This is a genomic window from Escherichia sp. E.sYA108, from assembly GCF_011754335.1.
GTDB lineage: Bacteria > Pseudomonadota > Gammaproteobacteria > Enterobacterales > Enterobacteriaceae > Escherichia > Escherichia coli.
Genome location: NZ_JAAQVZ010000001.1, coordinates 1,321,341 through 1,346,847 on the forward strand (window position 1 = coordinate 1,321,341; position 25,507 = coordinate 1,346,847).

Below are 25,507 nucleotides of genomic sequence, written 5' to 3' on the forward strand. Positions count from 1 at the left end.
GATGGAAGGCTGGCAGCGCGCATTTGTCCTGCATAGTCGCCCGTGGAGCGAAACCAGCCTGATGCTGGACGTCTTCACGGAGGAATCGGGTCGCGTGCGTCTGGTTGCCAAAGGCGCACGCTCTAAACGCTCTACTCTGAAAGGGGCATTACAGCCTTTCACCCCTCTCTTGCTACGTTTTGGCGGGCGTGGCGAAGTCAAAACGCTGCGCAGTGCTGAAGCTGTCTCGCTGGCGCTGCCATTAAGCGGTATCACGCTTTACAGCGGTCTGTACATCAACGAACTTCTCTCCCGCGTACTGGAATACGAGACGCGCTTCTCTGAACTCTTTTTCGATTACTTGCACTGCATTCAGTCTCTTGCCGGGGTCACTGGTACGCCAGAACCCGCGTTGCGCCGCTTTGAACTGGCACTGCTCGGGCATCTGGGCTATGGCGTCAATTTTACCCATTGTGCGGGTAGCGGCGAGCCGGTAGATGACACCATGACGTATCGTTATCGCGAAGAAAAAGGGTTTATCGCAAGCGTCGTTATCGACAATAAAACGTTCACTGGAAGGCAGTTAAAAGCGTTAAACGCGCGGGAATTTCCTGACGCAGACACACTGCGCGCCGCGAAACGCTTTACCCGCATGGCGCTTAAGCCGTATCTTGGCGGTAAACCATTAAAGAGCAGGGAACTGTTCCGGCAGTTTATGCCTAAGCGAACGGTGAAAACACATTATGAATGATGAGGATTGTCATGGCTGAATTACTGTTAGGCGTCAACATTGACCATATTGCAACGCTGCGTAACGCGCGCGGTACTGCTTACCCGGATCCGGTGCAGGCGGCGTTTATTGCTGAGCAGGCGGGAGCGGACGGCATTACCGTGCATTTACGTGAAGACCGCCGCCACATTACCGACCGCGATGTGTGCATCCTGCGCCAGACGCTGGATACCCGCATGAATCTGGAGATGGCGGTGACCGAAGAGATGCTGGCGATCGCCGTTGAGACGAAGCCACATTTTTGCTGTCTGGTACCGGAAAAGCGTCAGGAAGTAACAACCGAAGGCGGCCTGGACGTCGCAGGGCAGCGTGAAAAAATGCGCGATGCCTGCAAACGTCTGGCAGATGCCGGGATCCAGGTTTCTCTGTTTATCGACGCCGATGAAGATCAGATCAAAGCTGCGGCAGAGGTTGGCGCACCGTTTATCGAGATCCACACCGGTTGCTATGCTGATGCCAAAACTGACGCCGAACAGGCGCAAGAGTTGGCGCGTATCGCCAAAGCCGCGACCTTTGCCACTAGTCTCGGTCTGAAAGTTAACGCCGGACACGGTCTGACCTATCACAACGTGAAAGCCATTGCCGCCATCCCTGAGATGCATGAACTGAATATCGGTCATGCCATTATTGGTCGTGCAGTGATGACCGGACTGAAAGATGCGGTGGCAGAAATGAAACGTCTGATGCTGGAAGCGCGTGGCTAATGGCAATATTAGGTTTAGGTACGGATATTGTAGAGATCGCTCGCATAGAAGCGGTGATCGCCCGATCCGGTGAGCGCCTGGCACGCCGCGTATTAAGCGATAACGAATGGGAAATCTGGAAAACGCACCACCAGCCAGTGCGTTTTCTGGCGAAGCGTTTTGCTGTGAAAGAAGCGGCGGCAAAAGCATTTGGCACAGGGATCCGCAATGGTCTGGCGTTTAATCAGTTTGAAGTATTCAATGATGAGCTCGGCAAACCACGGCTACGGCTATGGGGTGAGGCATTAAAACTGGCGGAAAAGCTCGGCGTTGTAAATATGCATGTAACGCTTGCCGATGAGCGCCACTATGCTTGTGCCACGGTAATTATTGAAAGTTAAAATAATACCGTTCTCTTTATAAAGTAAAACCCCCGAACTGGTAAGGAACGGGGGTTTTACTTTTTAACTTTAATTTTGTGCAGCACACGATTCCAACGAAAATGATTATGGATCAATTTCGTTGACCTGTACAAGCAACTTGCAATCTCTGACATAAAAAACGCGAGCCTTTACGAAGAAATCGACATTGATGAAAAGATTAACGTGACCGCTTTTTGATAAGTACATTAAAATCGGTTTCGTTATTGGCAATTTTGCTGTGCTTTACACCATGCCACTGAATTCCCCCATTGAAACGAGTGGTGTCGTCAAAGCTCTGGTGTGGAGTGCAGCACTCGATTCCAATAACTCGCACGTTCAGTTTTGGGGAGATGTAAGGGCTAATCTGAACGGCTGCATTCCTTGTTTAAGGAAAAACGAATGACTGATTGCCGATACCTGATTAAACGGGTCATCAAAATCATCATTGCTGTTTTACAGCTGCTCCTTTTGTTCTTATAACACAAGGAAACGTACTTAAGGTGCGTCCGGTGAACCAGTCGGACGCGCCTTTAATAACTATAAATAAGTGTCTGGGCAGATACTATATAAATTAACTTAGTGAATGATTATGCTAATGTCATCATTTAAATAAATATAATAGCGTTAAGATTTTCCTATAAAATAATTAACACTCTACTTCCAGAGCAGAATATTAAATTTTATCCGCGTGGTGCATCAGCACAAATTTATCCCACAACTGTTCTTCCGTCTCGACATGTTGCGGATCTTTCACAATAGTATTGGGGATCGGACACACCTTCTGGCAGGTTGGTGTCTCGTAGTGCCCTACGCATTCGGTACACTTATCGCTGTTAATCTCGTAGATATGTTCACCCATCGAAATCGCCTCATTCGGGCATTCGGGTTCACACATATCACAATTGATGCATTTTTTAGTGATTAACAGCGCCATAAGGAAACTCTCAAAACAACACAAACCGGGCGGGCATTATACGCGCATTCTTTACTCAGACCAGTTTTTTCACCAGCGCTTCGCTATGACGAATACGTTCTGGTGCCAGTTCCAGATCCTGCTGAATCAGCGCAATGAACAGCAAATCCGTTAACATTCCCTGCGCGTGACAAGCAGAGATTGAAGCACTGTTTGTCGCTTGTTCTTCGGCAATGGTATACAGGCAATGAGAAGCACGCTGTTGCAGGGCATTGGGAGTAAAGCCGGTAATAGCCAGCACTTTTCCGCCCACTCGCAGCATCTCATCTGCCGCCAGGTTTAACTCGCGTCGTACACCGGTGTAGGAAATGGCTAATAACAGATCGTCAGGGGACGACGCCTGTACTGTAGCGAGTAGCGCATGCATATCGCGCACTGCGGCAGCATTGAAGCCAATCTTCATCAGCTTCCAGGCAAAGTTTTGCGCCACCAGACCCGAAGCGCCAATACCGGTCAGAATTATCCGCCGCGCAGAGCGCAACATTGCCACGCATTCATGCAGTTTCTCTTCACTATTAACGTTTAACGTTGCGTACATAGCGGCAGTATTTTCTTTAATCAGTTTTTCGCCGACCAGCCGTAACGGATCATCACCGCGGATTTGGTTATGAATGGGCACGGAGGGAGATTCCGGCTGGCTTGCCAGCGCTTCACTCAACGCCAACTTTAGTGCCGGAAAACCTTTATAGCCGAGTTTTTGCGCGAACTTCACGACGCTGGACTGACTGACTCCGGCTTCGTTGGCCAGTTGCTGAGAGCTTAAATGGCGCGCCGTATCAGGTTGTAGCAGCAGATAATCCGCCAGTTTTTTATCACTCTGGGCAAGCCCCTGGTAACGCTGACGGATACGAAGTAAGCCGTTCATATCTTTCCTCGCGATGAAATAGTGGCGACAACAGGCAATATGAGACAAACGCGAGTGAATTTTATATTCCATTGCCGCTAATTGCCATGAATTAAAAATTCCAGTTAGCCATGATGCGGTCGATTGTTGCCGGAAAAGTGATGATCTATCTGTTAGGCTATGTAGTAGCGAAAATTAATCAGGATGTTTCAGTCCAGAGGAGTATGGTTTGGCAACTCACGAGCGTCGTGTGGTGTTTTTTGACTTAGATGGAACATTGCATCAGCAGGATATGTTCGGCAGTTTTTTGCGTTATTTACTGCGTCGCCAACCGCTGAATGCGTTACTTGTTCTGCCGTTGTTGCCGATCATAGCCATTGCGTTATTGATAAAAGGTCGTGCGGCACGCTGGCCGATGAGTCTGCTTCTGTGGGGATGCACTTTTGGTCACAATGAAGCGCGTTTGCAGGCGTTGCAGGCCGATTTCGTACGTTGGTTTCGTGACAATGTTACCGCCTTTCCGCTGGTTCAGGAGCGATTAACCACCTACCTGTTAAGTTCCGATGCTGATATCTGGTTGATTACCGGCTCTCCGCAGTCGCTGGTTGAAGCGGTTTATTTCGATACGCCCTGGCTGCCGCGGGTTAATCTTATCGCCAGTCAGATTCAGCGTGGCTATGGTGGTTGGGTATTGACGATGCGTTGTCTGGGACATGAAAAGGTCGCGCAACTGGAGCGCAAAATCGGCACGCCGCTGCGGCTGTACAGTGGCTATAGCGACAGTAATCAGGACAACCCGCTGCTTTATTTCTGTCAGCATCGTTGGCGAGTAACCCCGCGCGGTGAACTCCAGCAACTGGAATAGAGTAAAGCATAGCGGCCGTGTATAATGCGCCGCGCTTTTATAATCGGAGTTTTCTTTTTGTCTGAAGTCGAATTTAGCCACGAATACTGGATGCGTCATGCAATGACGCTGGCGAAGCGTGCCTGGGATGAGCGGGAAGTACCGGTCGGCGCGGTATTAGTGCATAACAATCGTGTTATTGGCGAAGGCTGGAACCGTCCGATTGGTCGACATGATCCCACCGCACATGCAGAAATCATGGCCCTACGGCAGGGCGGTCTGGTGATGCAAAATTATCGTCTGATCGACGCCACGTTGTATGTCACGCTTGAACCCTGTGTAATGTGTGCCGGAGCAATGATCCACAGTCGCATTGGTCGCGTGGTCTTTGGTGCGCGTGACGCGAAAACTGGCGCTGCGGGATCTTTAATGGATGTGCTGCATCATCCGGGTATGAATCACCGGGTGGAAATTACGGAAGGAATACTGGCGGATGAGTGTGCGGCGTTGCTCAGTGACTTCTTTCGCATGCGCCGCCAGGAAATTAAAGCGCAGAAAAAAGCGCAATCCTCGACAGATTAATTTTGTTTCTCTTCACTCCCTTTTCTGGAAAACAGCAGAGAGGGAGAGTGGGTCAAATAGTTTGATGACGACTGGGAAAGAAACGAGAGAAAAGGAAATTTCTCTTTGCCCAACTCCGTAGGTGATACCGCCGGATAATCCTGCGCCAGTTGCATCGCCGCTTCTGTAGCCTGCTTCTCTTTCTCCTGCAGATAACCCACCAGGCTAATCTGATATTTACGAATATTTTCGACATAAGCGTAGGCTTCATGCCCACGAGCGTAGCCGTAAGTCAGCTTGCTGTAATAGGGTTTCTGGCTAAGTAAAGGCAGACGCTGTTTTACGTCAGCCCAACTGTCAGGATTACCTTTGGTTTTTGTCGTCAGGGCGCGGGCATCCAGCATATGCGCATAGCCCATATTGTACGCGGCGAGGGCAAACCAAATCCGTTCGTTCTCCGGCACACTTTCCGGCACTTTACTCATCATATCCTGCAAATAACGCACGCCGCCGCTGATGCTCTGTTCGGCATCGGTACGATCCGTAATGCCGAGGCTTTGCGCGGTGTTTTTGGTTAACATCATCATGCCGCGCACACCCGTCGGTGAAGTGGCCTGAGCATCCCAGTGCGATTCCTGATAAGCAATAGCGGCCAGCAAACGCCAGTCAATTTCTTCGGCGTATTTCTCAAACAGGGGCTTTAACTGCGGCAGTACCGCATCGACGGCGCGTAAAAATGTGCGCGTATCGACGTAATCAAAATCATCGCCATGCCCCAGGTATTTCTCTTCAATGCGTGCCAGTGTACCGTCTTCATTCATTTCGTTGAAGAAGTCGAGCAGGGCGGCGGAAAGGGTATTATCGCCATCTAACGGGCTAAACCAGGTCACCGGTTGTTCATCGGTGATATCGAGCGCTACGGCGAGTTCCGGGTGAACGCGCTGAAACAGGCTGATGGCGACAGAATCAGCAATGGTGTAATCGAGTTTTCCTTCGATGACATCTTCCATTAATTCCACAGAGCCTTTTTTGTCGTCTACCTTCCAGCTTAATTCCGGGAATTTTGTGTCTTTCAGGGTCTGGAGATCGTTAACCACCACGTGACCCGGTGCAACGGTGAGTTGCTCCGCCGTCAGGTTGCCCAGCGTACGTGGGCGATACTGACCGACTTTATAAACCAGTTGTTGTGACACGGAATAATAGGTAGGGCCAGGCTGATAATTTTTTACCCGCTCACTGTTATAGACCAGGCCTGCCGCCAGCAGGTCGGCGTTACCATTATCGAGGTCGTCAAACAGCTGGCTGATATTCTGCCGCACGGTCACTTTCAGTTTTACGCCGAGGTAATCGGCAAACTGTTTCGCCAGTTCGTAATCCAGGCCAAAAGGTTTCCCGTTGATTTCGTTATAAGTCAGGGGGGTATGAATGGTGCTCACACGCAACTCTCCCCGCGCTTGAATGGCGGCGATACGGTTGTCGGCTTTACCAAACCAGGGAATGGATGGCCAGAGAGCGACCGCGAGCAGCAGTGCCAGAATGCCGATGAACAGATAATTAATCTTTAATTTTTTCAATTAGTTAATTCTCTGTGTCGTGCGCGTCCCAGCTTGAAAAAACGTAATAATAGTGAAAGGTTTACTCATAAATGAGCGGCATTTTGCGTAAACCTGCGCCAGATGGCAACTTATTACAGCCATTGGCGGCACGCGTTGCTAATTCACGATGGTGATTTTATTTCCACGCAAACGGTTTCGTCAGCGCATCAGATTCTTTATAATGACGCCCGTTTCCCCCCCTTGGGTACACCGAAAGCTTAGAAGACGAGAGACTTATGATGGAAATTCTGCGTGGTTCGCCTGCATTGTCGGCATTCCGAATCAACAAACTGCTGGCACGTTTTCAGGCTGCCAGGCTCCCGGTTCACAATATTTACGCCGAGTATGTCCATTTTGCTGACCTCAATGCGCCGTTAAACGATGATGAGCACGCACAACTTGAACGCCTGCTGAAATATGGCCCGGCACTCGCCAGCCACGCCCCGCAAGGCAAACTCCTGCTGGTGACCCCGCGTCCTGGCACCATCTCTCCCTGGTCTTCGAAAGCGACCGATATTGCCCATAACTGCGGGCTGCAACAGGTTAACCGCCTTGAGCGCGGCGTTGCTTACTATATAGAAGCCGGTACGCTGACCAATGAACAATGGCAGCAGGTTACCGCTGAACTGCACGACCGCATGATGGAAACGGTCTTTTTTGCTTTAGATGATGCAGAGCAGTTGTTTGCACACCATCAACCGACTCCGGTCACCAGCGTAGATTTGCTGGGGCAGGGCCGTCAGGCGCTAATTGACGCTAACCTGCGTCTTGGCCTGGCACTGGCGGAAGATGAAATTGACTATCTGCAGGATGCGTTCACAAAGCTGGGTCGTAACCCGAACGACATCGAGCTGTATATGTTTGCTCAGGCGAACTCTGAGCACTGCCGCCACAAAATTTTTAACGCCGACTGGATTATCGACGGTGAACAGCAGCCGAAATCGCTGTTCAAGATGATCAAAAACACCTTCGAAACCACGCCAGACCACGTTCTCTCTGCTTATAAAGATAACGCCGCCGTAATGGAAGGTTCTGAAGTGGGCCGCTACTTTGCTGACCACGAAACGGGCCGCTACGATTTCCATCAGGAACCGGCGCATATTCTGATGAAAGTTGAAACTCACAACCACCCGACGGCGATTTCTCCGTGGCCGGGCGCGGCGACCGGTTCCGGCGGTGAAATCCGCGATGAAGGTGCCACCGGACGTGGCGCAAAGCCGAAAGCTGGTCTGGTTGGTTTCTCCGTATCCAACCTGCGAATTCCTGGCTTCGAACAGCCGTGGGAAGAAGATTTCGGTAAACCTGAGCGCATTGTTACCGCGCTGGACATCATGACCGAAGGCCCGCTGGGCGGTGCGGCGTTTAACAACGAATTTGGTCGTCCGGCACTGAACGGCTACTTCCGTACTTATGAAGAAAAAGTGAACAGCCACAATGGCGAAGAGCTGCGCGGTTATCACAAACCGATCATGCTGGCGGGTGGGATCGGCAACATTCGCGCCGATCACGTACAAAAAGGCGAGATCAACGTTGGTGCGAAGCTGGTCGTTCTCGGCGGCCCGGCAATGAACATCGGTCTTGGCGGCGGCGCGGCGTCTTCCATGGCATCTGGTCAGTCTGATGCCGACCTCGACTTTGCTTCCGTACAGCGCGACAACCCGGAGATGGAGCGTCGCTGCCAGGAAGTGATCGACCGTTGCTGGCAGCTTGGTGATGCCAACCCAATCCTGTTTATCCACGACGTTGGCGCAGGCGGTCTTTCTAACGCCATGCCGGAACTGGTGAGCGACGGCGGGCGCGGCGGTAAATTTGAACTGCGCGATATCCTGAGCGACGAACCGGGCATGAGCCCGCTGGAAATCTGGTGTAACGAATCCCAGGAACGCTACGTGCTGGCGGTTGCTGCCGATCAGTTACCGCTGTTTGACGAACTGTGTAAGCGTGAGCGCGCGCCATACGCGGTGATTGGTGAAGCGACCGAAGAACTGCATCTTTCTTTGCACGATCGTCATTTTGATAATCAGCCGATTGATCTACCGCTGGACGTACTGCTTGGCAAAACGCCGAAGATGACCCGCGATGTACAAACGCTGAAAGCGAAAGGCGACGCGCTGGCCCGTGAAGGGATCACCATCGCTGACGCGGTGAAACGCGTGCTGCATCTGCCGACCGTGGCGGAGAAAACTTTCCTGGTGACCATCGGTGACCGCAGCGTAACCGGCATGGTGGCGCGCGATCAGATGGTGGGGCCGTGGCAGGTGCCGGTCGCTAACTGCGCAGTCACTACCGCCAGCCTCGACAGCTACTATGGCGAAGCGATGGCAATTGGCGAACGTGCGCCAGTTGCGCTGCTGGATTTCGCCGCTTCTGCCCGTCTGGCAGTCGGTGAAGCGCTAACCAACATCGCCGCAACACAAATTGGCGATATCAAACGCATTAAACTTTCCGCCAACTGGATGGCGGCGGCAGGCCACCCTGGTGAAGATGCGGGCCTGTATGAAGCCGTTAAAGCTGTGGGCGAAGAACTTTGTCCGGCGCTGGGCCTGACGATACCGGTGGGTAAAGACTCTATGTCGATGAAAACCCGCTGGCAGGAAGGTAACGAAGAGCGCGAAATGACGTCGCCGTTGTCGCTGGTGATTTCCGCATTTGCCCGCGTGGAAGATGTACGTCACACCATTACGCCGCAGCTTTCTACCGAAGATAACGCACTGTTGCTGATTGATTTGGGCAAAGGCAATAACGCGCTGGGCGCAACGGCACTGGCGCAGGTTTATCGTCAGCTTGGCGACAAACCGGCAGATGTACGCGATGTTGCCCAACTGAAAGGCTTCTATGACGCGATTCAGGCGCTGGTTGCACAGCGTAAGCTGCTGGCGTATCACGACCGCTCTGATGGCGGCCTGCTGGTAACGCTGGCGGAAATGGCCTTTGCTGGTCATTGTGGCATTGACGCGGATATCGCCACTCTGGGTGACGATCGCCTGGCTGCATTGTTTAGCGAAGAACTGGGTGCGGTGATTCAGGTTCGAGCCGCTGACCGTGAAGCCGTTGAAGCGGTACTGGCACAGCATGGGCTTGCTGATTGCGTCCATTATGTTGGGCAGGCGGTTTCCGGTGACCGTTTTGTGATTACCGCCAACGGGCAGACTGTATTTAGCGAAAGCCGCACCACGTTGCGTGTCTGGTGGGCAGAAACTACCTGGCAGATGCAGCGTCTGCGTGACAACCCGGAGTGTGCCGATCAGGAACACCAGGCGAAATCAAACGACGCCGATCCGGGCCTGAATGTGAAACTGTCGTTTGATATCAACGAAGATGTGGCAGCACCGTTTATTGCCACTGGCGCGCGCCCGAAAGTTGCCGTACTGCGTGAGCAGGGTGTGAACTCCCATGTTGAAATGGCGGCAGCTTTCCACCGTGCGGGCTTCGATGCTATCGACGTGCATATGAGCGATCTGCTGGCTGGACGCACGGGCCTGGAGGGTTTCCACGTCCTGGTAGCGTGCGGTGGTTTTTCCTACGGTGATGTGCTGGGCGCTGGTGAAGGTTGGGCGAAGTCTATCCTGTTCAATGACCGTGTACGCGATGAGTTTGCAACCTTCTTCCATCGTCCGCAAACGCTGGCGCTGGGGGTATGTAACGGTTGCCAGATGATGTCTAATCTGCGTGAACTGATCCCGGGTAGCGAGTTGTGGCCACGTTTTGTGCGTAACACCTCCGATCGCTTTGAAGCGCGTTTCAGTCTGGTAGAAGTAACCCAAAGCCCGTCGCTGCTGTTGCAGGGGATGGTGGGCTCGCAGATGCCGATTGCTGTCTCTCACGGTGAAGGGCGCGTGGAAGTGCGTGATGCGGCGCATCTGGCGGCACTGGAAAGCAAAGGGCTGGTGGCACTGCGCTATGTCGATAACTTCGGCAAAGTCACTGAAACCTACCCGGCTAACCCGAACGGTTCTCCGAATGGTATTACGGCAGTCACGACTGAAAGTGGTCGAGTCACCATTATGATGCCGCACCCGGAACGTGTTTTCCGTACTGTCAGCAACTCCTGGCATCCGGAAAACTGGGGCGAGGATGGCCCATGGATGCGCATTTTCCGCAATGCACGTAAGCAGTTGGGGTAAGTCGTCAACCCATTGGTATTGCAGCCCGGATGAGGCATTCACGCCGCATCCGGCATTAAGCACCAACCGCTATTATGAGCTCCCAACTTCGGGAGCTTTTTTGTGTCTTTAAATCACGACAATGGGTGGTTTGCCGTGTCGCTTTTTGGTGACACTTAACTCATTGATTTTAATATTATCTAATAAGTTTATCTTAAGTTGTCTCTTTTTAGCGACACAGTGGCTGATTTACATTCAAATAGTGGAGAAGCCATAAACCCCTCAAAGCAGTGTATAATCAGTACGTTACCAAACTATTTTCTTTATTGGCACAGTTACTGCATAATAGTAAGCAGTGGCTCATTCACCGACTTATGTCAGCCCCTTCGGGACGTGCTACATAAAATTCGAATGACGCACAACAAGGTGCCTGCCGTCCAACTTCTGATATCAGCGTAGCTATATCAACCATCGGGCGAAACGTCGAGTTAGGCACCGCCTTATTCCATAACAAAGCCGGGTAATTCCCGGCTTTGTTGTATCTGAACTTCCCCTCGGTTAGCATCAGGCTATTCGCGTCTGACGAGAGTAACGCCTTGAAACGCTGGCCCGTTTTTCCCCGCTCATTACGACAACTGGTAATGCTGGCATTTTTGCTGATTCTGCTGCCCCTGTTGGTGCTGGCATGGCAAGCCTGGCAAAGCCTGAATGCACTTAGCGATCAGGCGGCGCTGGTTAACCGCACTACGCTTATTGATGCCCGGCGCAGTGAAGCGATGACCAACGCGGCACTGGAGATGGAGCGCAGCTATCGTCAGTACTGCGTGCTGGACGACCCTACGCTTGCGAAGGTTTATCAAAGCCAGCGCAAGCGTTACAGCGAAATGCTCGATGCCCACGCAGGCGTGCTGCCGGACGATAAACTCTACCAGGCATTACGTCAGGATTTGAATAATCTGGCTCAACTTCAGTGTAACAACAGCGGTCCCGATGCTGCTGCCGCCGCGCGTCTGGAAGCCTTTGCCAGTGCCAATACCGAAATGGTGCAGGCCACGCGCACAGTGGTGTTCTCTCGTGGGCAGCAACTTCAGCGTGAAATCGCCGAACGTGGGCAATATTTTGGTTGGCAATCGCTGGTGCTATTTCTGGTGAGTCTGGTGATGGTACTGCTTTTCACGAGGATGATTATCGGTCCGGTGAAAAATATCGAGCGCATGATCAACCGGCTGGGGGAAGGGCGTTCTCTGGGCAATAGCGTCTCGTTCAGTGGACCGAGCGAGTTACGCTCGGTTGGGCAACGTATTCTTTGGTTAAGTGAGCGTCTGTCATGGCTGGAATCCCAACGCCATCAATTTTTAAGACATTTATCTCATGAATTAAAAACGCCACTGGCGAGTATGCGCGAGGGCACTGAATTACTGGCTGATCAGGTTGTCGGGCCGCTTACGCCAGAGCAAAAAGAGGTGGTGAGCATTCTTGATAGCAGCAGCCGCAATTTGCAAAAGCTGATCGAACAACTGCTTGATTACAACCGTAAACAGGCGGACAGTGCGGTGGAACTGGAGAATGTTGAGTTAGCACCGCTGGTGGAGACAGTGGTTTCTGCTCATAGCCTGCCCGCACGGGCTAAAATGATGCATACCGACGTTGATCTCAAAGCAACAGCTTGCCTGGCGGAGCCAATGCTGCTGATGAGCGTACTGGATAATCTTTACTCCAATGCGGTGCACTACGGGGCTGAATCCGGTAACATTTGCCTTCGCAGCAGTTTACATGGTGCGCGGGTTTATATTGATGTCATCAATACAGGCACGCCCATTCCGCAAGAGGAACGCGCCATGATCTTCGAACCCTTTTTTCAGGGAAGCCACCAGCGAAAAGGGGCGGTGAAGGGCAGCGGTCTGGGATTAAGCATTGCCAGGGATTGTATTCGCCGTATGCAAGGGGAACTGTATCTGGTCGACGAGAGCGGGCAAGACGTTTGTTTCCGCATTGAATTACCGTCGTCGAAAAACACGAAATAATGCTAACAGCCCATCCCATCAGGCTATTTTATTTGTCAGTTCGGCCCCGGGCAGTGCTCGAAATCTTCACGTACGACATGTACGCTCTGGTTTCTCCGCGCTGTCCATGTCCAAACTGCCTGCAACAATTACGCCCACTGGGATAGGCTTTAAGTCTGGTGAATATGCGACACATTTTTCAACGATTATTGCCCCGACGGCTGTGGCTGGCAGGGCTGCCATGTCTGGCATTGCTGGGTTGCGTGCAGAGTCACAATAAGCCAGCCATTGATACGCCAGCAGAAGAAAAAATTCCGGTTTATCAACTGGCTGACTATCTTTCTACTGAATGTAGCGACATCTGGGCGCTGCAAGGTAAATCAACCGAAACCAATCCGCTTTACTGGCTGCGGGCGATGGATTGTGCTGATCGTTTAATGCCTGCGCAGTCGCGTCAGCAAGCCCGCCAATATGACGACGGCAACTGGCAAAATACCTTTAAACAAGGGATTTTGCTCGCCGACGCCAAAATTACGCCGTATGAGCGCCGCCAGCTGGTCGCGCGCATTGATGCGCTAAGTACCGAGATCCCGGCACAGGTTCGCCCACTGTATCAACTCTGGCGCGACGGTCAGGCGCTGCAACTGCAACTGGCGGAAGAGCGCCAACGCTACAGCAAACTCCAGCAGTCCAGCGACAGCGAGCTGGATACTTTGCGCCAGCAACATCACGTTCTACAACAGCAACTGGAACTCACTACCCGCAAGCTGGAAAACCTGACCGATATTGAACGCCAGCTCTCGACCCGCAAACCGGCTGGAAATTTCTCGCCGGATACGCCGCACGAGAGTGAAAAGCCCGCGCCATCCACCGATGAGGTCACTCCTGATGAGCCATAAACCTGCGCATTTATTACTGGTCGATGATGATCCGGGATTGCTGAAACTGCTTGGCCTGCGCCTGACCAGCGAAGGCTACAGCGTGGTCACGGCGGAAAGTGGCGTTGAAGGATTACGGGTACTGAATCGCGAAAAAGTAGATTTAGTCATCAGCGACCTGCGGATGGATGAAATGGATGGTATGCAGCTATTTGCTGAAATTCAGAAAGTGCAGCCGGGAATGCCAGTAATTATTCTTACCGCGCATGGTTCTATTCCTGATGCCGTTGCTGCAACACAGCAGGGCGTGTTCAGTTTTCTCACCAAGCCTGTCGATAAAGATGCGCTATATCAGGCAATTGACGATGCGCTGGAACAATCCGCGCCAGCCACCGACGAACGTTGGCGCGAGGCGATTGTCACCCGCAGCCCGCTGATGCTGCGCTTGCTGGAACAGGCGCGGCTGGTGGCACAATCAGACGTTAGCGTTTTGATTAACGGCCAGAGCGGCACCGGGAAAGAGATTTTCGCCCAGGCTATCCACAACGCCAGCCCGCGCAACAGCAAGCCATTTATTGCTATTAACTGTGGCGCATTACCCGAGCAATTGCTGGAGTCGGAGCTGTTTGGTCATGCACGTGGCGCGTTTACTGGCGCTGTCAGCAATCGCGAAGGTTTATTCCAGGCGGCGGAAGGCGGTACGCTATTTCTCGATGAGATTGGCGATATGCCCGCACCGTTGCAGGTCAAACTGCTGCGCGTGTTGCAGGAGCGTAAAGTGCGCCCGCTGGGCAGTAACCGCGATATTGATATCGACGTGCGGATTATTTCTGCGACCCACCGCGACCTGCCAAAAGCGATGACGCGCGGGGAATTCCGTGAAGACCTCTATTACCGCCTCAACGTTGTCAGCCTGAAAATTCCGGCCCTGGCGGAGCGCACAGAAGACATTCCGCTACTGGCAAATCACCTGTTGCGCCAGGCGGCAGAGCGACATAAACCGTTTGTCCGCGCGTTCTCCACCGATGCAATGAAACGCCTGATGACTGCGAGCTGGCCGGGCAACGTGCGCCAGTTGGTCAACGTGATTGAACAGTGCGTGGCGCTGACATCATCTCCGGTAATTAGTGATGCGCTGGTGGAGCAGGCGCTGGAGGGCGAAAACACGGCGCTGCCAACCTTTGTTGAGGCGCGTAATCAGTTTGAACTCAACTATTTGCGTAAGCTGCTGCAAATCACCAAAGGCAACGTCACCCACGCGGCGAGAATGGCGGGGCGCAACCGGACAGAATTTTATAAACTGCTTTCCCGACACGAACTGGATGCAAACGATTTCAAGGAATGAATTGGCGTTATGTGTTACGTTTAGCAGATCAAAAGACAGGCGACCTTTTCAAGGAATAGCATGAAAAAGATTGATGCGATTATTAAACCCTTCAAGCTGGACGATGTCCGCGAAGCACTGGCTGAAGTCGGTATTACCGGCATGACGGTCACTGAGGTGAAAGGTTTTGGCCGCCAGAAAGGCCATACCGAGCTGTACCGCGGTGCGGAGTATATGGTGGATTTTCTGCCGAAAGTGAAAATTGAGATTGTCGTACCGGACGACATTGTCGATACCTGTGTCGATACCATTATTCGCACGGCGCAAACCGGCAAAATCGGTGACGGTAAAATCTTCGTCTTCGACGTGGCACGGGTCATTCGTATCCGTACCGGTGAAGAGGATGATGCGGCGATTTAAAACGGGTCAAGGGTTGCCGGATGTTTCCATCCGGCAACATCAAATCACAGCACCTTATGCGGGCCAAAGCATTCGTAATGAATGTTTTCCTGTTTCACGCCCAGATCCACTAACTGTTTCGCGGCAAACTGCATGAAGCCAACCGGGCCGCAGAGATAGAACTGCATTGTCGGATCGCTGAACGCACCTTCCAGTTTGCTCAAATCCATCAGACCTTCGCTATCAAACTGACCTTTAGCGCGATCGGCTTCATTCGGCTGACGATACCAGGTGTGCGCGGTAAAGCGCGGCAGTGACAGCCCCAGTTCCTTAACTTCATCGGCAAAGGCGTGAACATCGCCATTTTCTGCCGCATGGAACCAGTTCACTTGTGCGGTGTGGCCTGCTTTTGCCAGCGTGTCGAGCATTGCCAGCATTGGCGTTTGACCGACACCGGCAGAGATTAACGTCACTGGTGTGTCATCTGCGACAGCCATAAAGAAATCACCTGCCGGAGCGACCAGTTTCACGACATCGCCAACATTGGCGTGATTGTGCAGCCAGTTGGATACCTGCCCACCCTCTTCGCGTTTCACCGCAATACGATAGCCTTTGCCATCCGGTTTGCGAGTCAAAGAGTACTGACGAATTTCCTGATGCGGGAAACCTTCCGGCTTCAGCCAGACGCCGAGATATTGCCCCGGACGGTATTCTGCCACTGCGCCACCGTCGACCGGCTCCAGTTCGAAGCTGGTGATAAGTGCGCTGCGTGGTGTTTTAGCCACAATGCGGAAATCGCGAGTACCTTCCCAACCACCGGCTTTGCTGGCGTTTTCGTTATAGATTTCCGCCTCGCGATTGATAAATACATTAGCCAGGACGCCATAGGCTTTACCCCACGCGTCCAGCACTTCCTGCCCCGGGCTGAACATTTCGTCCAGCGTTGCCAACAGGTGTTCACCGACGATGTTGTACTGTTCCGGTTTGATCTGGAAACTGGTGTGCTTCTGCGCGATTTTTTCTACCGCTGGCAGCAGCGCAGGCAGGTTTTCAATATTGCTGGCGTAGGCGGCAATAGCGTTAAACAGGGCTTCACGTTGATCGCCATTACGCTGGTTACTCATGTTAAAAATTTCTTTGAGTTCTGGGTTATGAGTAAACATACGGTCGTAGAAATGGGCGGTTAACTTTGGTCCCGTTTCCACCAGTAAAGGGATGGTGGCTTTTACTGTAGCGATGGTTTGAGCGTCAAGCATATGGTCTTCCTTTTTTTTGCATCTTAATTGATGTATCTCAAATGCATCTTATAAAAAATAGCCCTGCAATGTAAATGGTTCTTTGGTGTTTTTCAGAAAGAATGTGATGAAGTGAAAAATTTGCATCACAAACCTGAAAAGAAATCCGTTTCCGGTTGCAAGCTCTTTATTCTCCAAAGCCTTGCGTAGCCTGAAGGTAATCGTTTGCGTAAATTCCTTTGTCAAGACCTGTTATCGCACAATGATTCGGTTATACTGTTCGCCGTTGTCCAACAGGACCGCCTATAAAGGCCAAAAATTTTATTGTTAGCTGAGTCAGGAGATGCGGATGTTAAAGCGTGAAATGAACATTGCCGATTATGATGCCGAACTGTGGCAGGCTATGGAGCAGGAAAAAGTACGTCAGGAAGAGCACATCGAACTGATCGCCTCCGAAAACTACACCAGCCCGCGCGTAATGCAGGCGCAGGGTTCTCAGCTGACCAACAAATATGCTGAAGGTTATCCGGGCAAACGCTACTACGGCGGTTGCGAGTATGTTGATATCGTTGAACAACTGGCGATCGATCGTGCGAAAGAACTGTTCGGCGCTGACTACGCTAACGTCCAGCCGCACTCCGGCTCCCAGGCTAACTTTGCGGTCTACACCGCGTTGCTGGAACCAGGCGATACCGTTCTGGGTATGAATCTGGCGCATGGCGGTCACCTGACTCACGGTTCTCCGGTTAACTTCTCCGGTAAACTGTACAACATCGTTCCTTACGGTATCGATGCTACCGGTCATATCGACTACGCCGATCTGGAAAAACAAGCCAAAGAACACAAACCGAAAATGATTATCGGTGGCTTCTCTGCATATTCCGGCGTGGTTGACTGGGCGAAAATGCGTGAAATCGCTGACAGCATCGGTGCTTACCTGTTCGTTGATATGGCGCACGTTGCGGGCCTGGTTGCTGCTGGCGTCTACCCGAACCCGGTTCCTCATGCTCATGTTGTTACTACCACCACTCACAAAACCCTGGCGGGTCCGCGCGGCGGCCTGATCCTGGCGAAAGGTGGTAGCGAAGAGCTGTACAAAAAACTGAACTCTGCCGTTTTCCCTGGTGGTCAGGGCGGTCCGTTGATGCACGTAATCGCCGGTAAAGCGGTTGCTCTGAAAGAAGCAATGGAACCTGAGTTCAAAACTTACCAGCAGCAGGTCGCGAAAAACGCCAAAGCGATGGTAGAAGTGTTCCTCGAACGCGGCTACAAAGTGGTTTCTGGTGGTACTGATAACCACCTGTTCCTGGTTGATCTGGTTGATAAAAACCTGACCGGTAAAGAAGCAGACGCCGCTCTGGGCCGTGCTAACATCACCGTGAACAAAAACAGCGTACCGAACGATCCGAAGAGCCCGTTTGTGACTTCCGGTATTCGTGTAGGTACTCCGGCGATTACCCGTCGTGGCTTTAAAGAAGCCGAAGCGAAAGAACTGGCTGGCTGGATGTGTGACGTGCTGGACAGCATCAATGATGAAGCCGTTATCGAGCGCATCAAAGGTAAAGTTCTCGACATCTGCGCACGTTACCCGGTTTACGCATAAGCGAAACGGTTAATCTGTTGAAAAAAGGCTTCCTTCGGGAAGCCTTTCTACGTTATCGCGCCATCAAATCTGCCGTAACTGCGCCTCAACATACAAATAGCCAATTCCCAGTACCTGTTGTGCGCGGCTTAATTGCCCAAAGCCAATCTGTGTCGCTTTCACGCTCGGTCCTTCGTCGCGGTCGAACGGGTTAAATCCCGTCTGGCGAATAATGGTATTAAGCCAGTTCTCACCAAAGGCACAACTGCGACCGTACAACCAAATCTGATTAATATTGAGGATGTTGAGGAAGTTATACAGACTCAAACCAATGGCGTTGGCACTGTGGTCAACCCAACTGGTGATCCACGGTTCTCCACTCTGCCAGGCAGCGATTAACTGCGCGGTAGTCAATTTTTCAGGATCAAGCTGAGTATTAACCGGTTGTGATTTTAGCCATACCCGCGCCTGTTTTTTTAATGCGCTTAACGAGGCGACGGTTTCCAGGCAGCCATAACGCCCGCAGTCGCAGACGACGCCATCCGGATTAACGATGGTGTGACCAATCTGTCCACTGCCATACAAACTGCCGCGATAAATTTGCTCGTTAATCACGAACGACGAGCCAATGCCGTAATCAACGTTGATTACGCAGAAATCACGCACTTGCGAATTATTTTGCCATTTCTCCGCCAGCGCTAGCATCACGCAGTCATTATCGACCATTACCCGAATGCCCAGCTTCTCTTCCAGCAGGTACTTCACCTCAACCGGTGTTGCCCACGGCGCTTGCGGCATGGTTTGCGACACACCAGTCACCGGATCAACCTGACCGTGGATTGCCAGCGCCAGATTGATGGTGCGGTCCGGCCACAATTTACGGTGGCGATGCCAGCATTTTTCGATTTCGGACAGCAGCGCCTGCGGCGTCGGTGCATCAATCTGTAAATACTCAAATTCACCTTTCGGACTTAAACAGGCGTTAGCGACCTGACACTCAATACTGGTGGGCGTCACGTTCAGGCACAGCGTCCAGTCACCTTCCGGCGCAATCAGCCATGTACCGCTACTATGCCCGCGCGTCTGGCTTTCATCGTCGATATTCACCACCCGTTTTTCGCTTTCCAGTTCCTGCAAAATATTACTGACCGCCGGAATCGAAATTTGCGCCAGCCGGGCCAGCGTTGATTTATTGGCGCGCTTTTGCCGGTACAGCAGTTCCAGAATCACGCATTTGTTATGGTGGCGAATCTGTTGATTATTAATGCAGGCTCTCATCTTCACTAAACCTTGTTTAGTTAATTGCGTGATTATTCCGCGAAAACATTGCCAGATTGTTCAATACACTGCCACAAATCTTTTAATTCAGTATGTCTTGTTAATATTGAGGGCACCATGACTCCAGTAAAAGTGTGGCAAGAGCGCGTTGAGATCCCGACCTATGAAACCGGGCCGCAGGATATACATCCCATGTTCCTGGAAAATCGCGTTTATCAGGGATCGTCCGGCGCGGTTTATCCCTACGGCGTGACCGATACGCTGAGCGAGCAGAAAACCCTGAAATCCTGGCAGTCGGTGTGGCTGGAAAACGACTACATCAAAGTGATGATCCTGCCGGAACTGGGCGGTCGGGTGCATCGCGCATGGGATAAAGTGAAACAGCGCGATTTTGTCTATCACAATGAAGTCATTAAACCGGCGCTGGTGGGGCTGCTGGGGCCGTGGATCTCCGGCGGGATTGAGTTTAACTGGCCGCAACACCATCGCCCGACCACCTTTATGCCCGTCGATTTCACCCTCGAAGCCCATGAAGACGGCGCACAAACCGTGTGGGTCGGCGAAACGGAGCCGATGCACGGTTTACAGGTGATGACAGGTTTCACCCTGCGCCCTGACCGGGCGGCACTGGAAATTGCCAGCCGCGTCTATAACGGCAACGCCACGCCGCGTCATTTCTTGTGGTGGGCCAACCCGGCAGTGAAAGGGGGTGAAGGGCATCAGAGCGTCTTCCCGCCGGATGTAACGGCGGTGTTTGATCACGGCAAACGGGCCGTCTCTGCTTTCCCCATCGCCACCGGCACTTACTACAAAGTGGACTACTCCGCCGGAGTGGACATTTCTCGCTATAAAAATGTGCCCGTTCCAACCTCATATATGGCTGAAAAATCACAGTACGATTTTGTTGGCGCGTGGTGTCACGATGAAGATGGCGGTTTGCTACACGTTGCCAACCACCATATCGCGCCAGGTAAAAAACAGTGGAGCTGGGGACACAGTGAATTTGGCCAGGCGTGGGATAAGAGTCTGACCGACAATAACGGCCCGTATATCGAACTGATGACCGGCATTTTTGCGGATAATCAGCCCGATTTTACCTGGCTTGATGCTTATGAAGAGAAGCGTTTTGAGCAGTATTTCCTGCCTTACCATTCTTTGGGCATGGTGCAAAACGCCTCCCGCGATGCGGTGATAAAACTCCAGCGTAGTGATCGGGGGATTGAGTGGGGGTTGTATGCCATCTCTCCGTTGAACGGATACCGCCTGGCGATCCGCGAAATCGGCAAATGCAACGCGTTACTTGATGATGCCGTGGCACTGATGCCAGCGACCGCCATCCAGGGCGTGTTGCACGGTATCAATCCTGAAAGGCTGACCATTGAGCTCTCCGATGCCGACGGCAATATCATACTGAGTTATCAGGAACATCAGCCGCAAGTGTTGCCGTTGCCGGACGTCGCCAAAGCGCCACTGGCAGCACAAGACATTACCAGTACAGATGAAACCTGGTTTATCGGTCAACATCTGGAGCAATATCATCACGCGAGCCGTTCACCGTTCGATTACTACCTGCGCGGCGTGGCGCTGGATCCGCTGGATTATCGCTGTAATCTGGCGCTGGCAATGCTGGAATATAACCGTGCAGATTTCCCGCAAGCGGTGGTATATGCCAGTCAGGCACTGAAACGCGCACATGCGCTGAACAAAAATCCGCAGTGCGGACAGGCGAGTTTGATTCGCGCCAGTGCTTACGAACGTCAGGGGCAATATCAACAAGCCGAAGAGGATTTCTGGCGTGCGGTCTGGAGCGGCAACAGTAAAGCCGGTGGCTATTATGGTCTGGCACGACTGGCGGCGCGTAATGGTAACTTCGACACTGGTCTGGATTTTTGCCAACAAAGTCTTCGCGCCTGCCCAACCAATCAGGAAGTGCTTTGCCTGCATAACCTGCTACTGGTGTTAAGTGGTCGTCAGGACAACGCGCGTTTGCAGCGCGAGAAACTGCTGCGTGATTATCCGCTGAACGCCACTCTGTGGTGGCTGAACTGGTTCGATGGTCGTAGCGAATCAGCCCTCGCGCAGTGGCGAGGTCTTTGTCAGGGACGCGACGTTAACGCCCTGATGACCGCCGGGCAACTGATTAACTGGGGCATGCCCGCCCTGGCGGCAGAGATGCTGAACGCACTGGACTGTCAGCGCACGCTACCGCTTTACCTGCAAGCCAGTTTGCTACCAAAAGCTGAACGCGGAGAACTGGTCGTAAAAGCTATTGATGCCTTCCCGCAGTTTGTCCGTTTCCCGAATACGCTGGAAGAAGTGGCGGCGCTGGAGAGTATCGAAGAGTGCTGGTTTGCCCGGCATTTACTGGCCTGCTTCTACTACAACAAGCGTAGCTACGGCAAAGCCATTGCCTTATGGCAGCGTTGCGTAGAGATGTCGCCGGAGTTTGCCGACGGCTGGCGCGGGTTGGCGATCCATGCGTGGAATAAGCAGCACGATTATGAGCTGGCCGCGCGTTATCTTGATAATGCTTATCAGCTTGCGCCGCAGGATGCACGTCTGCTTTTCGAACGGGATTTGCTGGATAAGTTAAGCGGTGTCACACCGGAGAAACGACTGGCGCGTCTGGAAAATAATCTGGAAATTGCGCTGAAACGCGACGACATGACCGCAGAACTGCTCAATTTGTGGCATCTCACTGGTCAGGCAGACAAAGCGGCGGACATTCTCGCCACGCGCAAATTCCACCCGTGGGAAGGTGGGGAAGGGAAGGTCACCAGCCAGTTTATCCTCAACCAGTTATTACGCGCCTGGCAGCATCTTGATGCCAGAGAGCCGCAGCAGGCCAGCGAACTGCTTCATGCCGCGCTGCATTATCCGGAGAATTTAAGCGAAGGCCGTTTACCGGGGCAAACTGACAACGACATCTGGTTCTGGCAGGCAGTATGCGCCAACGCGCAGGGCGATGAAACTGAAGCGACGCGTTGTTTACGTCTGGCGGCGACCGGCGATCGCACCATTAACATCCACAGTTATTACAACGATCAGCCGGTTGATTATCTCTTCTGGCAAGGAATGGCGCTGCGACTGCTGGGCGAACAACACACCGCACAGCAACTGTTTAGTGAAATGAAACAGTGGGCACAAGAGATGGCGAAAACCAGTATCGAAGCGGATTTCTTTGCCGTCTCGCAGCCTGACTTGTTGTCGCTGTATGGCGATTTACAACAGCAGCATAAAGAAAAATGCCTGATGGTGGCGATGCTGGCGGCCGCGGGATTAGGGGAGGTTGCGCACTATGAATCTGCTCGCGCTGAATTGATGGCGATTAATCCAGCCTGGCCGAAAGCGGCATTATTCACCACCGTGACGCCTTTTATTTTTAGCTACGTTCACTAAACCCTATTAACTGTAATATTTGAGCGGCACGCGCTGCCGCTCACGCTCAAATAATTAAAATAAGCCGTTGTAAATAAAAACCCTACAGGAGGCACTATGCCTAAAAAAATGACAAGAACCCGTAATTTATTATTAATGGCTACGCTATTGGGTAGCGCACTATTTGCCAGGGCTTCTGATAAAGAAATGACTATTGGCGCAATATACCTTGATACCCAGGGATATTACGCCGGAGTGCGTCAGGGCGTTCAGGATGCGGCAAAAGATTCTTCAGTACAGGTACAGTTAATTGAAACTAACGCCCAGGGTGATATTTCGAAAGAAAGTACCTTTGTTGATACCCTCGTGGCGCGTAATGTCGATGCCATTATTTTGTCAGCTGTTTCTGAAAATGGCAGCAGCCGCACCGTTCGTCGCGCCAGTGAGGCGGGCATTCCAGTGATTTGCTACAACACCTGTATTAATCAAAAGGGTGTCGATAAATATGTCTCGGCATATCTGGTTGGTGACCCGCTGGAATTTGGTAAAAAACTGGGTAACGCTGCCGCCGATTATTTTATTGCCAACAAAATTGACCAGCCGAAAATTGCCGTCATCAATTGCGAAGCCTTTGAAGTTTGTGTGCAACGACGTAAAGGGTTTGAAGAAGTATTAAAAGCCCGCGTTCCCGGCGCGCAAATTGTCGCTAATCAGGAAGGGACTGTTTTAGATAAAGCGATTTCTGTCGGTGAAAAACTGATTATCTCCACGCCGGATCTCAACGCCATTATGGGGGAATCGGGCGGAGCGACACTCGGCGCGGTAAAAGCGGTACGTAATCAAAATCAGGCCGGAAAAATTGCTGTTTTCGGTTCTGATATGACCACTGAAATTGCTCAGGAGCTGGAAAACAACCAGGTGCTGAAAGCGGTGGTGGATATTTCCGGTAAGAAAATGGGCAATGCTGTTTTTACGCAAACATTGAAGGTTATCAATAAACAAGCCGACGGTGAAAAAGTGATTCAGGTGCCAATCGATCTCTATACCAAAACGGAAGACGGTAAACAGTGGCTGGCAACGCACGTTGATGGTCTGCCCTAATCGCTGATTCGCAGAGGTCCCTATGTTCACGGCAACAGAGGCAGTCCCGGTAGCAAAAGTGGTGGCAGGAAATAAGCGTTACCCCGGCGTCGTTGCGCTGGATAACGTTAACTTCACGCTCAATAAAGGCGAAGTTCGCGCGCTGTTAGGCAAAAACGGTGCGGGAAAATCGACCCTCATTCGAATGCTTACCGGTAGCGAACGTCCGGATAGCGGTGATATCTGGATTGGCGAGACGCGACTGGAAGGTGACGAAGCTACGCTGACTCGCCGTGCCGCTGAACTGGGGGTTCGTGCGGTTTATCAGGAGTTAAGTCTGGTGGAAGGGCTGACAGTGGCGGAAAACCTCTGCCTCGGTCAGTGGCCCCGCCGCAACGGCATGATTGATTACCTGCAAATGGCGCAGGACGCCCAACGTTGCTTGCAGGCGTTGGGCGTTGACGTTAGTCCTGAACAACTTGTTTCAACACTAAGCCCGGCGCAAAAGCAACTGGTGGAAATTGCGCGGGTGATGAAGGGCGAGCCGCGCGTGGTCATTCTTGATGAACCCACCAGCTCGCTTGCCAGTGCGGAAGTTGAACTGGTGATCAGCGCGGTGAAAAAGATGTCGGCACTGGGCGTGGCGGTGATTTATGTCAGCCACCGGATGGAAGAAATTCGCCGCATTGCCTCCTGTGCCACCGTTATGCGCGATGGTCAGGTGGCGGGCGATGTGATGCTCAAAAACACCTCTACGCATCATATTGTGTCGCTAATGCTCGGGCGCGATCACGTTGATATTGCGCCGGTTGCCCCTCAGGAAATTGTGGATCAGGCCGTGCTGGAAGTCCGTGCGTTACGCCATAAGCCCAAGCTGGAGGATATCAGTTTTACACTACGTCGTGGCGAAGTGCTCGGCATTGCTGGTCTGCTGGGGGCAGGGCGCAGTGAATTGCTGAAGGCGATTGTTGGGCTGGAGACGTATGAACAGGGCGAAATTGTTATCAACGGCGAGAAAATCACGCGCCCCGATTACGGCGACATGCTGAAACGCGGCATTGGCTATACGCCAGAAAACCGCAAAGAAGCGGGGATCATTCCCTGGTTGGGCGTTGACGAAAATACAGTGCTGACCAATCGGCAAAAAATCAGCGCCAACGGTGTACTGCAATGGTCCACCATCCGCCGCCTGACCGAAGAGGTGATGCAGCGGATGACGGTCAAGGCCGCCAGTAGCGAAACGCCCATCGGCACGCTTTCTGGCGGCAATCAGCAAAAAGTGGTGATCGGTCGTTGGGTCTATGCCGCCAGCCAGATTTTGTTACTCGACGAGCCAACGCGCGGCGTCGATATCGAAGCCAAACAGCAGATTTACCGTATTGTCCGCGAGCTGGCTGCCGAAGGAAAAAGCGTGGTGTTTATCTCCAGTGAAGTGGAGGAGTTGCCGCTGGTGTGTGACCGCATCCTGTTATTACAGCACGGCACGTTCTCGCAGGAGTTTCACTCTCCGGTCAATGTGGATGAGCTGATGTCCGCCATTCTGTCTGTGCACTGAT

General features: G+C 52.3%; 20 protein-coding genes. 15 read left to right on the forward strand and 5 right to left on the reverse strand.

All coding sequences use genetic code 11. The features are described from left to right. Position 1: 1 nt before the first annotated feature. From recO to shoB, 4 genes are all read left to right on the forward strand, one after another. Positions 2–730, forward strand: a complete 729-nt coding sequence (gene recO / locus HBM92_RS06370; protein WP_000399404.1) for a DNA repair protein RecO — start codon at positions 2–4, stop codon at positions 728–730. Positions 731–741: 11 nt separating this feature from the next. Then, a complete protein-coding gene (gene pdxJ / locus HBM92_RS06375; protein ID WP_001350303.1) occupies positions 742–1,473 on the forward strand; it encodes a pyridoxine 5'-phosphate synthase in 732 nt (243 codons plus the stop codon). Beyond that, positions 1,473–1,853, forward strand: a complete 381-nt coding sequence (acpS, locus tag HBM92_RS06380; protein WP_000986038.1) for a holo-ACP synthase — start codon at positions 1,473–1,475, stop codon at positions 1,851–1,853. The genes pdxJ and acpS overlap by 1 nt, the downstream gene beginning before the upstream one ends. Before the next feature lie 420 nt (positions 1,854–2,273). After that, positions 2,274–2,354, forward strand: a complete 81-nt coding sequence (shoB, locus tag HBM92_RS06385) for a type I toxin-antitoxin system toxin ShoB (RefSeq protein ID WP_000128777.1) — start codon at positions 2,274–2,276, stop codon at positions 2,352–2,354. A gap of 193 nt (positions 2,355–2,547) precedes the next feature. Here shoB and yfhL read toward each other — a convergent pair whose 3' ends face one another. Next, positions 2,548–2,808, reverse strand: a complete 261-nt coding sequence (yfhL, locus tag HBM92_RS06390; RefSeq protein ID WP_001196297.1) for a 4Fe-4S dicluster ferredoxin YfhL — start codon at positions 2,806–2,808, stop codon at positions 2,548–2,550. Positions 2,809–2,863: 55 nt separating this feature from the next. Next, a complete protein-coding gene (locus HBM92_RS06395; RefSeq protein WP_001296301.1) occupies positions 2,864–3,712 on the reverse strand; it encodes a MurR/RpiR family transcriptional regulator in 849 nt (282 codons plus the stop codon). Between the two features lie 208 nt (positions 3,713–3,920). On the opposite strand from HBM92_RS06395, the gene yfhb reads away from it, so the two are divergent. Together yfhb and tadA are read left to right on the forward strand one after the other, a co-directional pair. After that, positions 3,921–4,556, forward strand: a complete 636-nt coding sequence (yfhb, locus tag HBM92_RS06400; protein ID WP_000190646.1) for a phosphatidylglycerophosphatase C — start codon at positions 3,921–3,923, stop codon at positions 4,554–4,556. 57 nt (positions 4,557–4,613) lie between these two features. After that, complete coding sequence (gene tadA / locus HBM92_RS06405) at positions 4,614–5,117, forward strand: tRNA adenosine(34) deaminase TadA (RefSeq protein ID WP_001301544.1); 504 nt, start codon at positions 4,614–4,616, stop codon at positions 5,115–5,117. Here the strand turns inward: tadA and mltF are convergent. After that, the gene (gene mltF, locus HBM92_RS06410; RefSeq protein WP_000734201.1) at positions 5,114–6,670 is read right to left on the reverse strand and encodes a membrane-bound lytic murein transglycosylase MltF; all 1,557 of its coding nucleotides are present in this window, start codon (positions 6,668–6,670) and stop codon (positions 5,114–5,116) included. The two genes, tadA and mltF, sit on opposite strands and share 4 nt — an antisense overlap. Positions 6,671–6,927: 257 nt before the next feature. Between mltF and purL the strand changes: the two genes are divergently transcribed. From purL to glnB, 5 genes are all read left to right on the forward strand, one after another. Further along, a complete protein-coding gene (purL, locus tag HBM92_RS06415; RefSeq protein ID WP_000970080.1) occupies positions 6,928–10,815 on the forward strand; it encodes a phosphoribosylformylglycinamidine synthase in 3,888 nt (1,295 codons plus the stop codon). A 575-nt stretch (positions 10,816–11,390) separates the two neighbouring features. After that, positions 11,391–12,818 carry a two component system sensor histidine kinase QseE/GlrK gene (gene qseE / locus HBM92_RS06420; protein ID WP_001297612.1) on the forward strand — a complete coding sequence of 476 codons (1,428 nt, stop codon included), beginning with the start codon at positions 11,391–11,393 and terminating at the stop codon, positions 12,816–12,818. Between the two features lie 164 nt (positions 12,819–12,982). After that, positions 12,983–13,696 carry a two-component system QseEF-associated lipoprotein QseG gene (qseG, locus tag HBM92_RS06425; RefSeq protein WP_001215879.1) on the forward strand — a complete coding sequence of 238 codons (714 nt, stop codon included), beginning with the start codon at positions 12,983–12,985 and terminating at the stop codon, positions 13,694–13,696. Continuing rightward, positions 13,686–15,020, forward strand: a complete 1,335-nt coding sequence (gene glrR, locus HBM92_RS06430; RefSeq protein WP_001305238.1) for a two-component system response regulator GlrR — start codon at positions 13,686–13,688, stop codon at positions 15,018–15,020. The genes qseG and glrR overlap by 11 nt, the downstream gene beginning before the upstream one ends. A 60-nt stretch (positions 15,021–15,080) precedes the next feature. Further along, positions 15,081–15,419 (forward strand): nitrogen regulatory protein P-II, encoded by a 339-nt coding sequence (glnB, locus tag HBM92_RS06435; RefSeq protein ID WP_000717694.1) that lies wholly within the window; start codon positions 15,081–15,083, stop codon positions 15,417–15,419. Positions 15,420–15,463: 44 nt separating this feature from the next. On the opposite strand, the gene hmpA is transcribed toward glnB, so the two are convergent. Further along, on the reverse strand, positions 15,464–16,654 hold the full coding sequence (gene hmpA / locus HBM92_RS06440; protein ID WP_000883112.1) for an NO-inducible flavohemoprotein: 1,191 nt from the start codon (positions 16,652–16,654) through the stop codon (positions 15,464–15,466). Between the two features lie 328 nt (positions 16,655–16,982). On the opposite strand from hmpA, the gene glyA reads away from it, so the two are divergent. Beyond that, positions 16,983–18,236, forward strand: a complete 1,254-nt coding sequence (glyA, locus tag HBM92_RS06445) for a serine hydroxymethyltransferase (RefSeq protein ID WP_000919159.1) — start codon at positions 16,983–16,985, stop codon at positions 18,234–18,236. A 63-nt stretch (positions 18,237–18,299) separates the two neighbouring features. Here the strand turns inward: glyA and HBM92_RS06450 are convergent, their stop codons facing one another. Next, a complete protein-coding gene (locus HBM92_RS06450; RefSeq protein WP_001305236.1) occupies positions 18,300–19,493 on the reverse strand; it encodes an ROK family protein in 1,194 nt (397 codons plus the stop codon). Between the two features lie 117 nt (positions 19,494–19,610). Here HBM92_RS06450 and HBM92_RS06455 point away from each other — a divergent pair, with 117 nt between their 5' ends. The 3 genes from HBM92_RS06455 (at position 19,611) to HBM92_RS06465 (ending at position 25,506) form a co-directional block, all read left to right on the forward strand. Beyond that, positions 19,611–22,892 (forward strand): DUF5107 domain-containing protein, encoded by a 3,282-nt coding sequence (locus tag HBM92_RS06455; RefSeq protein ID WP_001305235.1) that lies wholly within the window; start codon positions 19,611–19,613, stop codon positions 22,890–22,892. Between the two features lie 96 nt (positions 22,893–22,988). After that, a complete protein-coding gene (locus HBM92_RS06460; protein WP_001124926.1) occupies positions 22,989–23,972 on the forward strand; it encodes a substrate-binding domain-containing protein in 984 nt (327 codons plus the stop codon). A 22-nt stretch (positions 23,973–23,994) separates the two neighbouring features. Continuing rightward, positions 23,995–25,506: a sugar ABC transporter ATP-binding protein gene (locus HBM92_RS06465; RefSeq protein ID WP_000493487.1), complete on the forward strand. Its 1,512-nt coding sequence runs from the start codon at positions 23,995–23,997 to the stop codon at positions 25,504–25,506. Position 25,507: the final 1 nt, after the last annotated feature.

Bases quoted from the DNA above. Each gene is read 5' to 3' on its own strand.
- recO (WP_000399404.1), top strand. From the start codon at position 2: ATGGAAGGCTGGCAGCGCGCATTTGTCCTGCATAGTCGCCCGTGGAGC.
- pdxJ (WP_001350303.1), top strand. From the start codon at position 742: ATGGCTGAATTACTGTTAGGCGTCAACATTGACCATATTGCAACGCTG.
- acpS (WP_000986038.1), top strand. From the start codon at position 1,473: ATGGCAATATTAGGTTTAGGTACGGATATTGTAGAGATCGCTCGCATA.
- shoB (WP_000128777.1), top strand. From the start codon at position 2,274: ATGACTGATTGCCGATACCTGATTAAACGGGTCATCAAAATCATCATT.
- yfhL (WP_001196297.1), bottom strand. From the start codon at position 2,808: ATGGCGCTGTTAATCACTAAAAAATGCATCAATTGTGATATGTGTGAA.
- HBM92_RS06395 (WP_001296301.1), bottom strand. From the start codon at position 3,712: ATGAACGGCTTACTTCGTATCCGTCAGCGTTACCAGGGGCTTGCCCAG.
- purL (WP_000970080.1), top strand. From the start codon at position 6,928: ATGATGGAAATTCTGCGTGGTTCGCCTGCATTGTCGGCATTCCGAATC.
- qseG (WP_001215879.1), top strand. From the start codon at position 12,983: ATGCGACACATTTTTCAACGATTATTGCCCCGACGGCTGTGGCTGGCA.
- glrR (WP_001305238.1), top strand. From the start codon at position 13,686: ATGAGCCATAAACCTGCGCATTTATTACTGGTCGATGATGATCCGGGA.
- glnB (WP_000717694.1), top strand. From the start codon at position 15,081: ATGAAAAAGATTGATGCGATTATTAAACCCTTCAAGCTGGACGATGTC.
- hmpA (WP_000883112.1), bottom strand. From the start codon at position 16,654: ATGCTTGACGCTCAAACCATCGCTACAGTAAAAGCCACCATCCCTTTA.
- glyA (WP_000919159.1), top strand. From the start codon at position 16,983: ATGTTAAAGCGTGAAATGAACATTGCCGATTATGATGCCGAACTGTGG.
- HBM92_RS06450 (WP_001305236.1), bottom strand. From the start codon at position 19,493: ATGAGAGCCTGCATTAATAATCAACAGATTCGCCACCATAACAAATGC.
- HBM92_RS06455 (WP_001305235.1), top strand. From the start codon at position 19,611: ATGACTCCAGTAAAAGTGTGGCAAGAGCGCGTTGAGATCCCGACCTAT.
- HBM92_RS06460 (WP_001124926.1), top strand. From the start codon at position 22,989: ATGCCTAAAAAAATGACAAGAACCCGTAATTTATTATTAATGGCTACG.
- HBM92_RS06465 (WP_000493487.1), top strand. From the start codon at position 23,995: ATGTTCACGGCAACAGAGGCAGTCCCGGTAGCAAAAGTGGTGGCAGGA.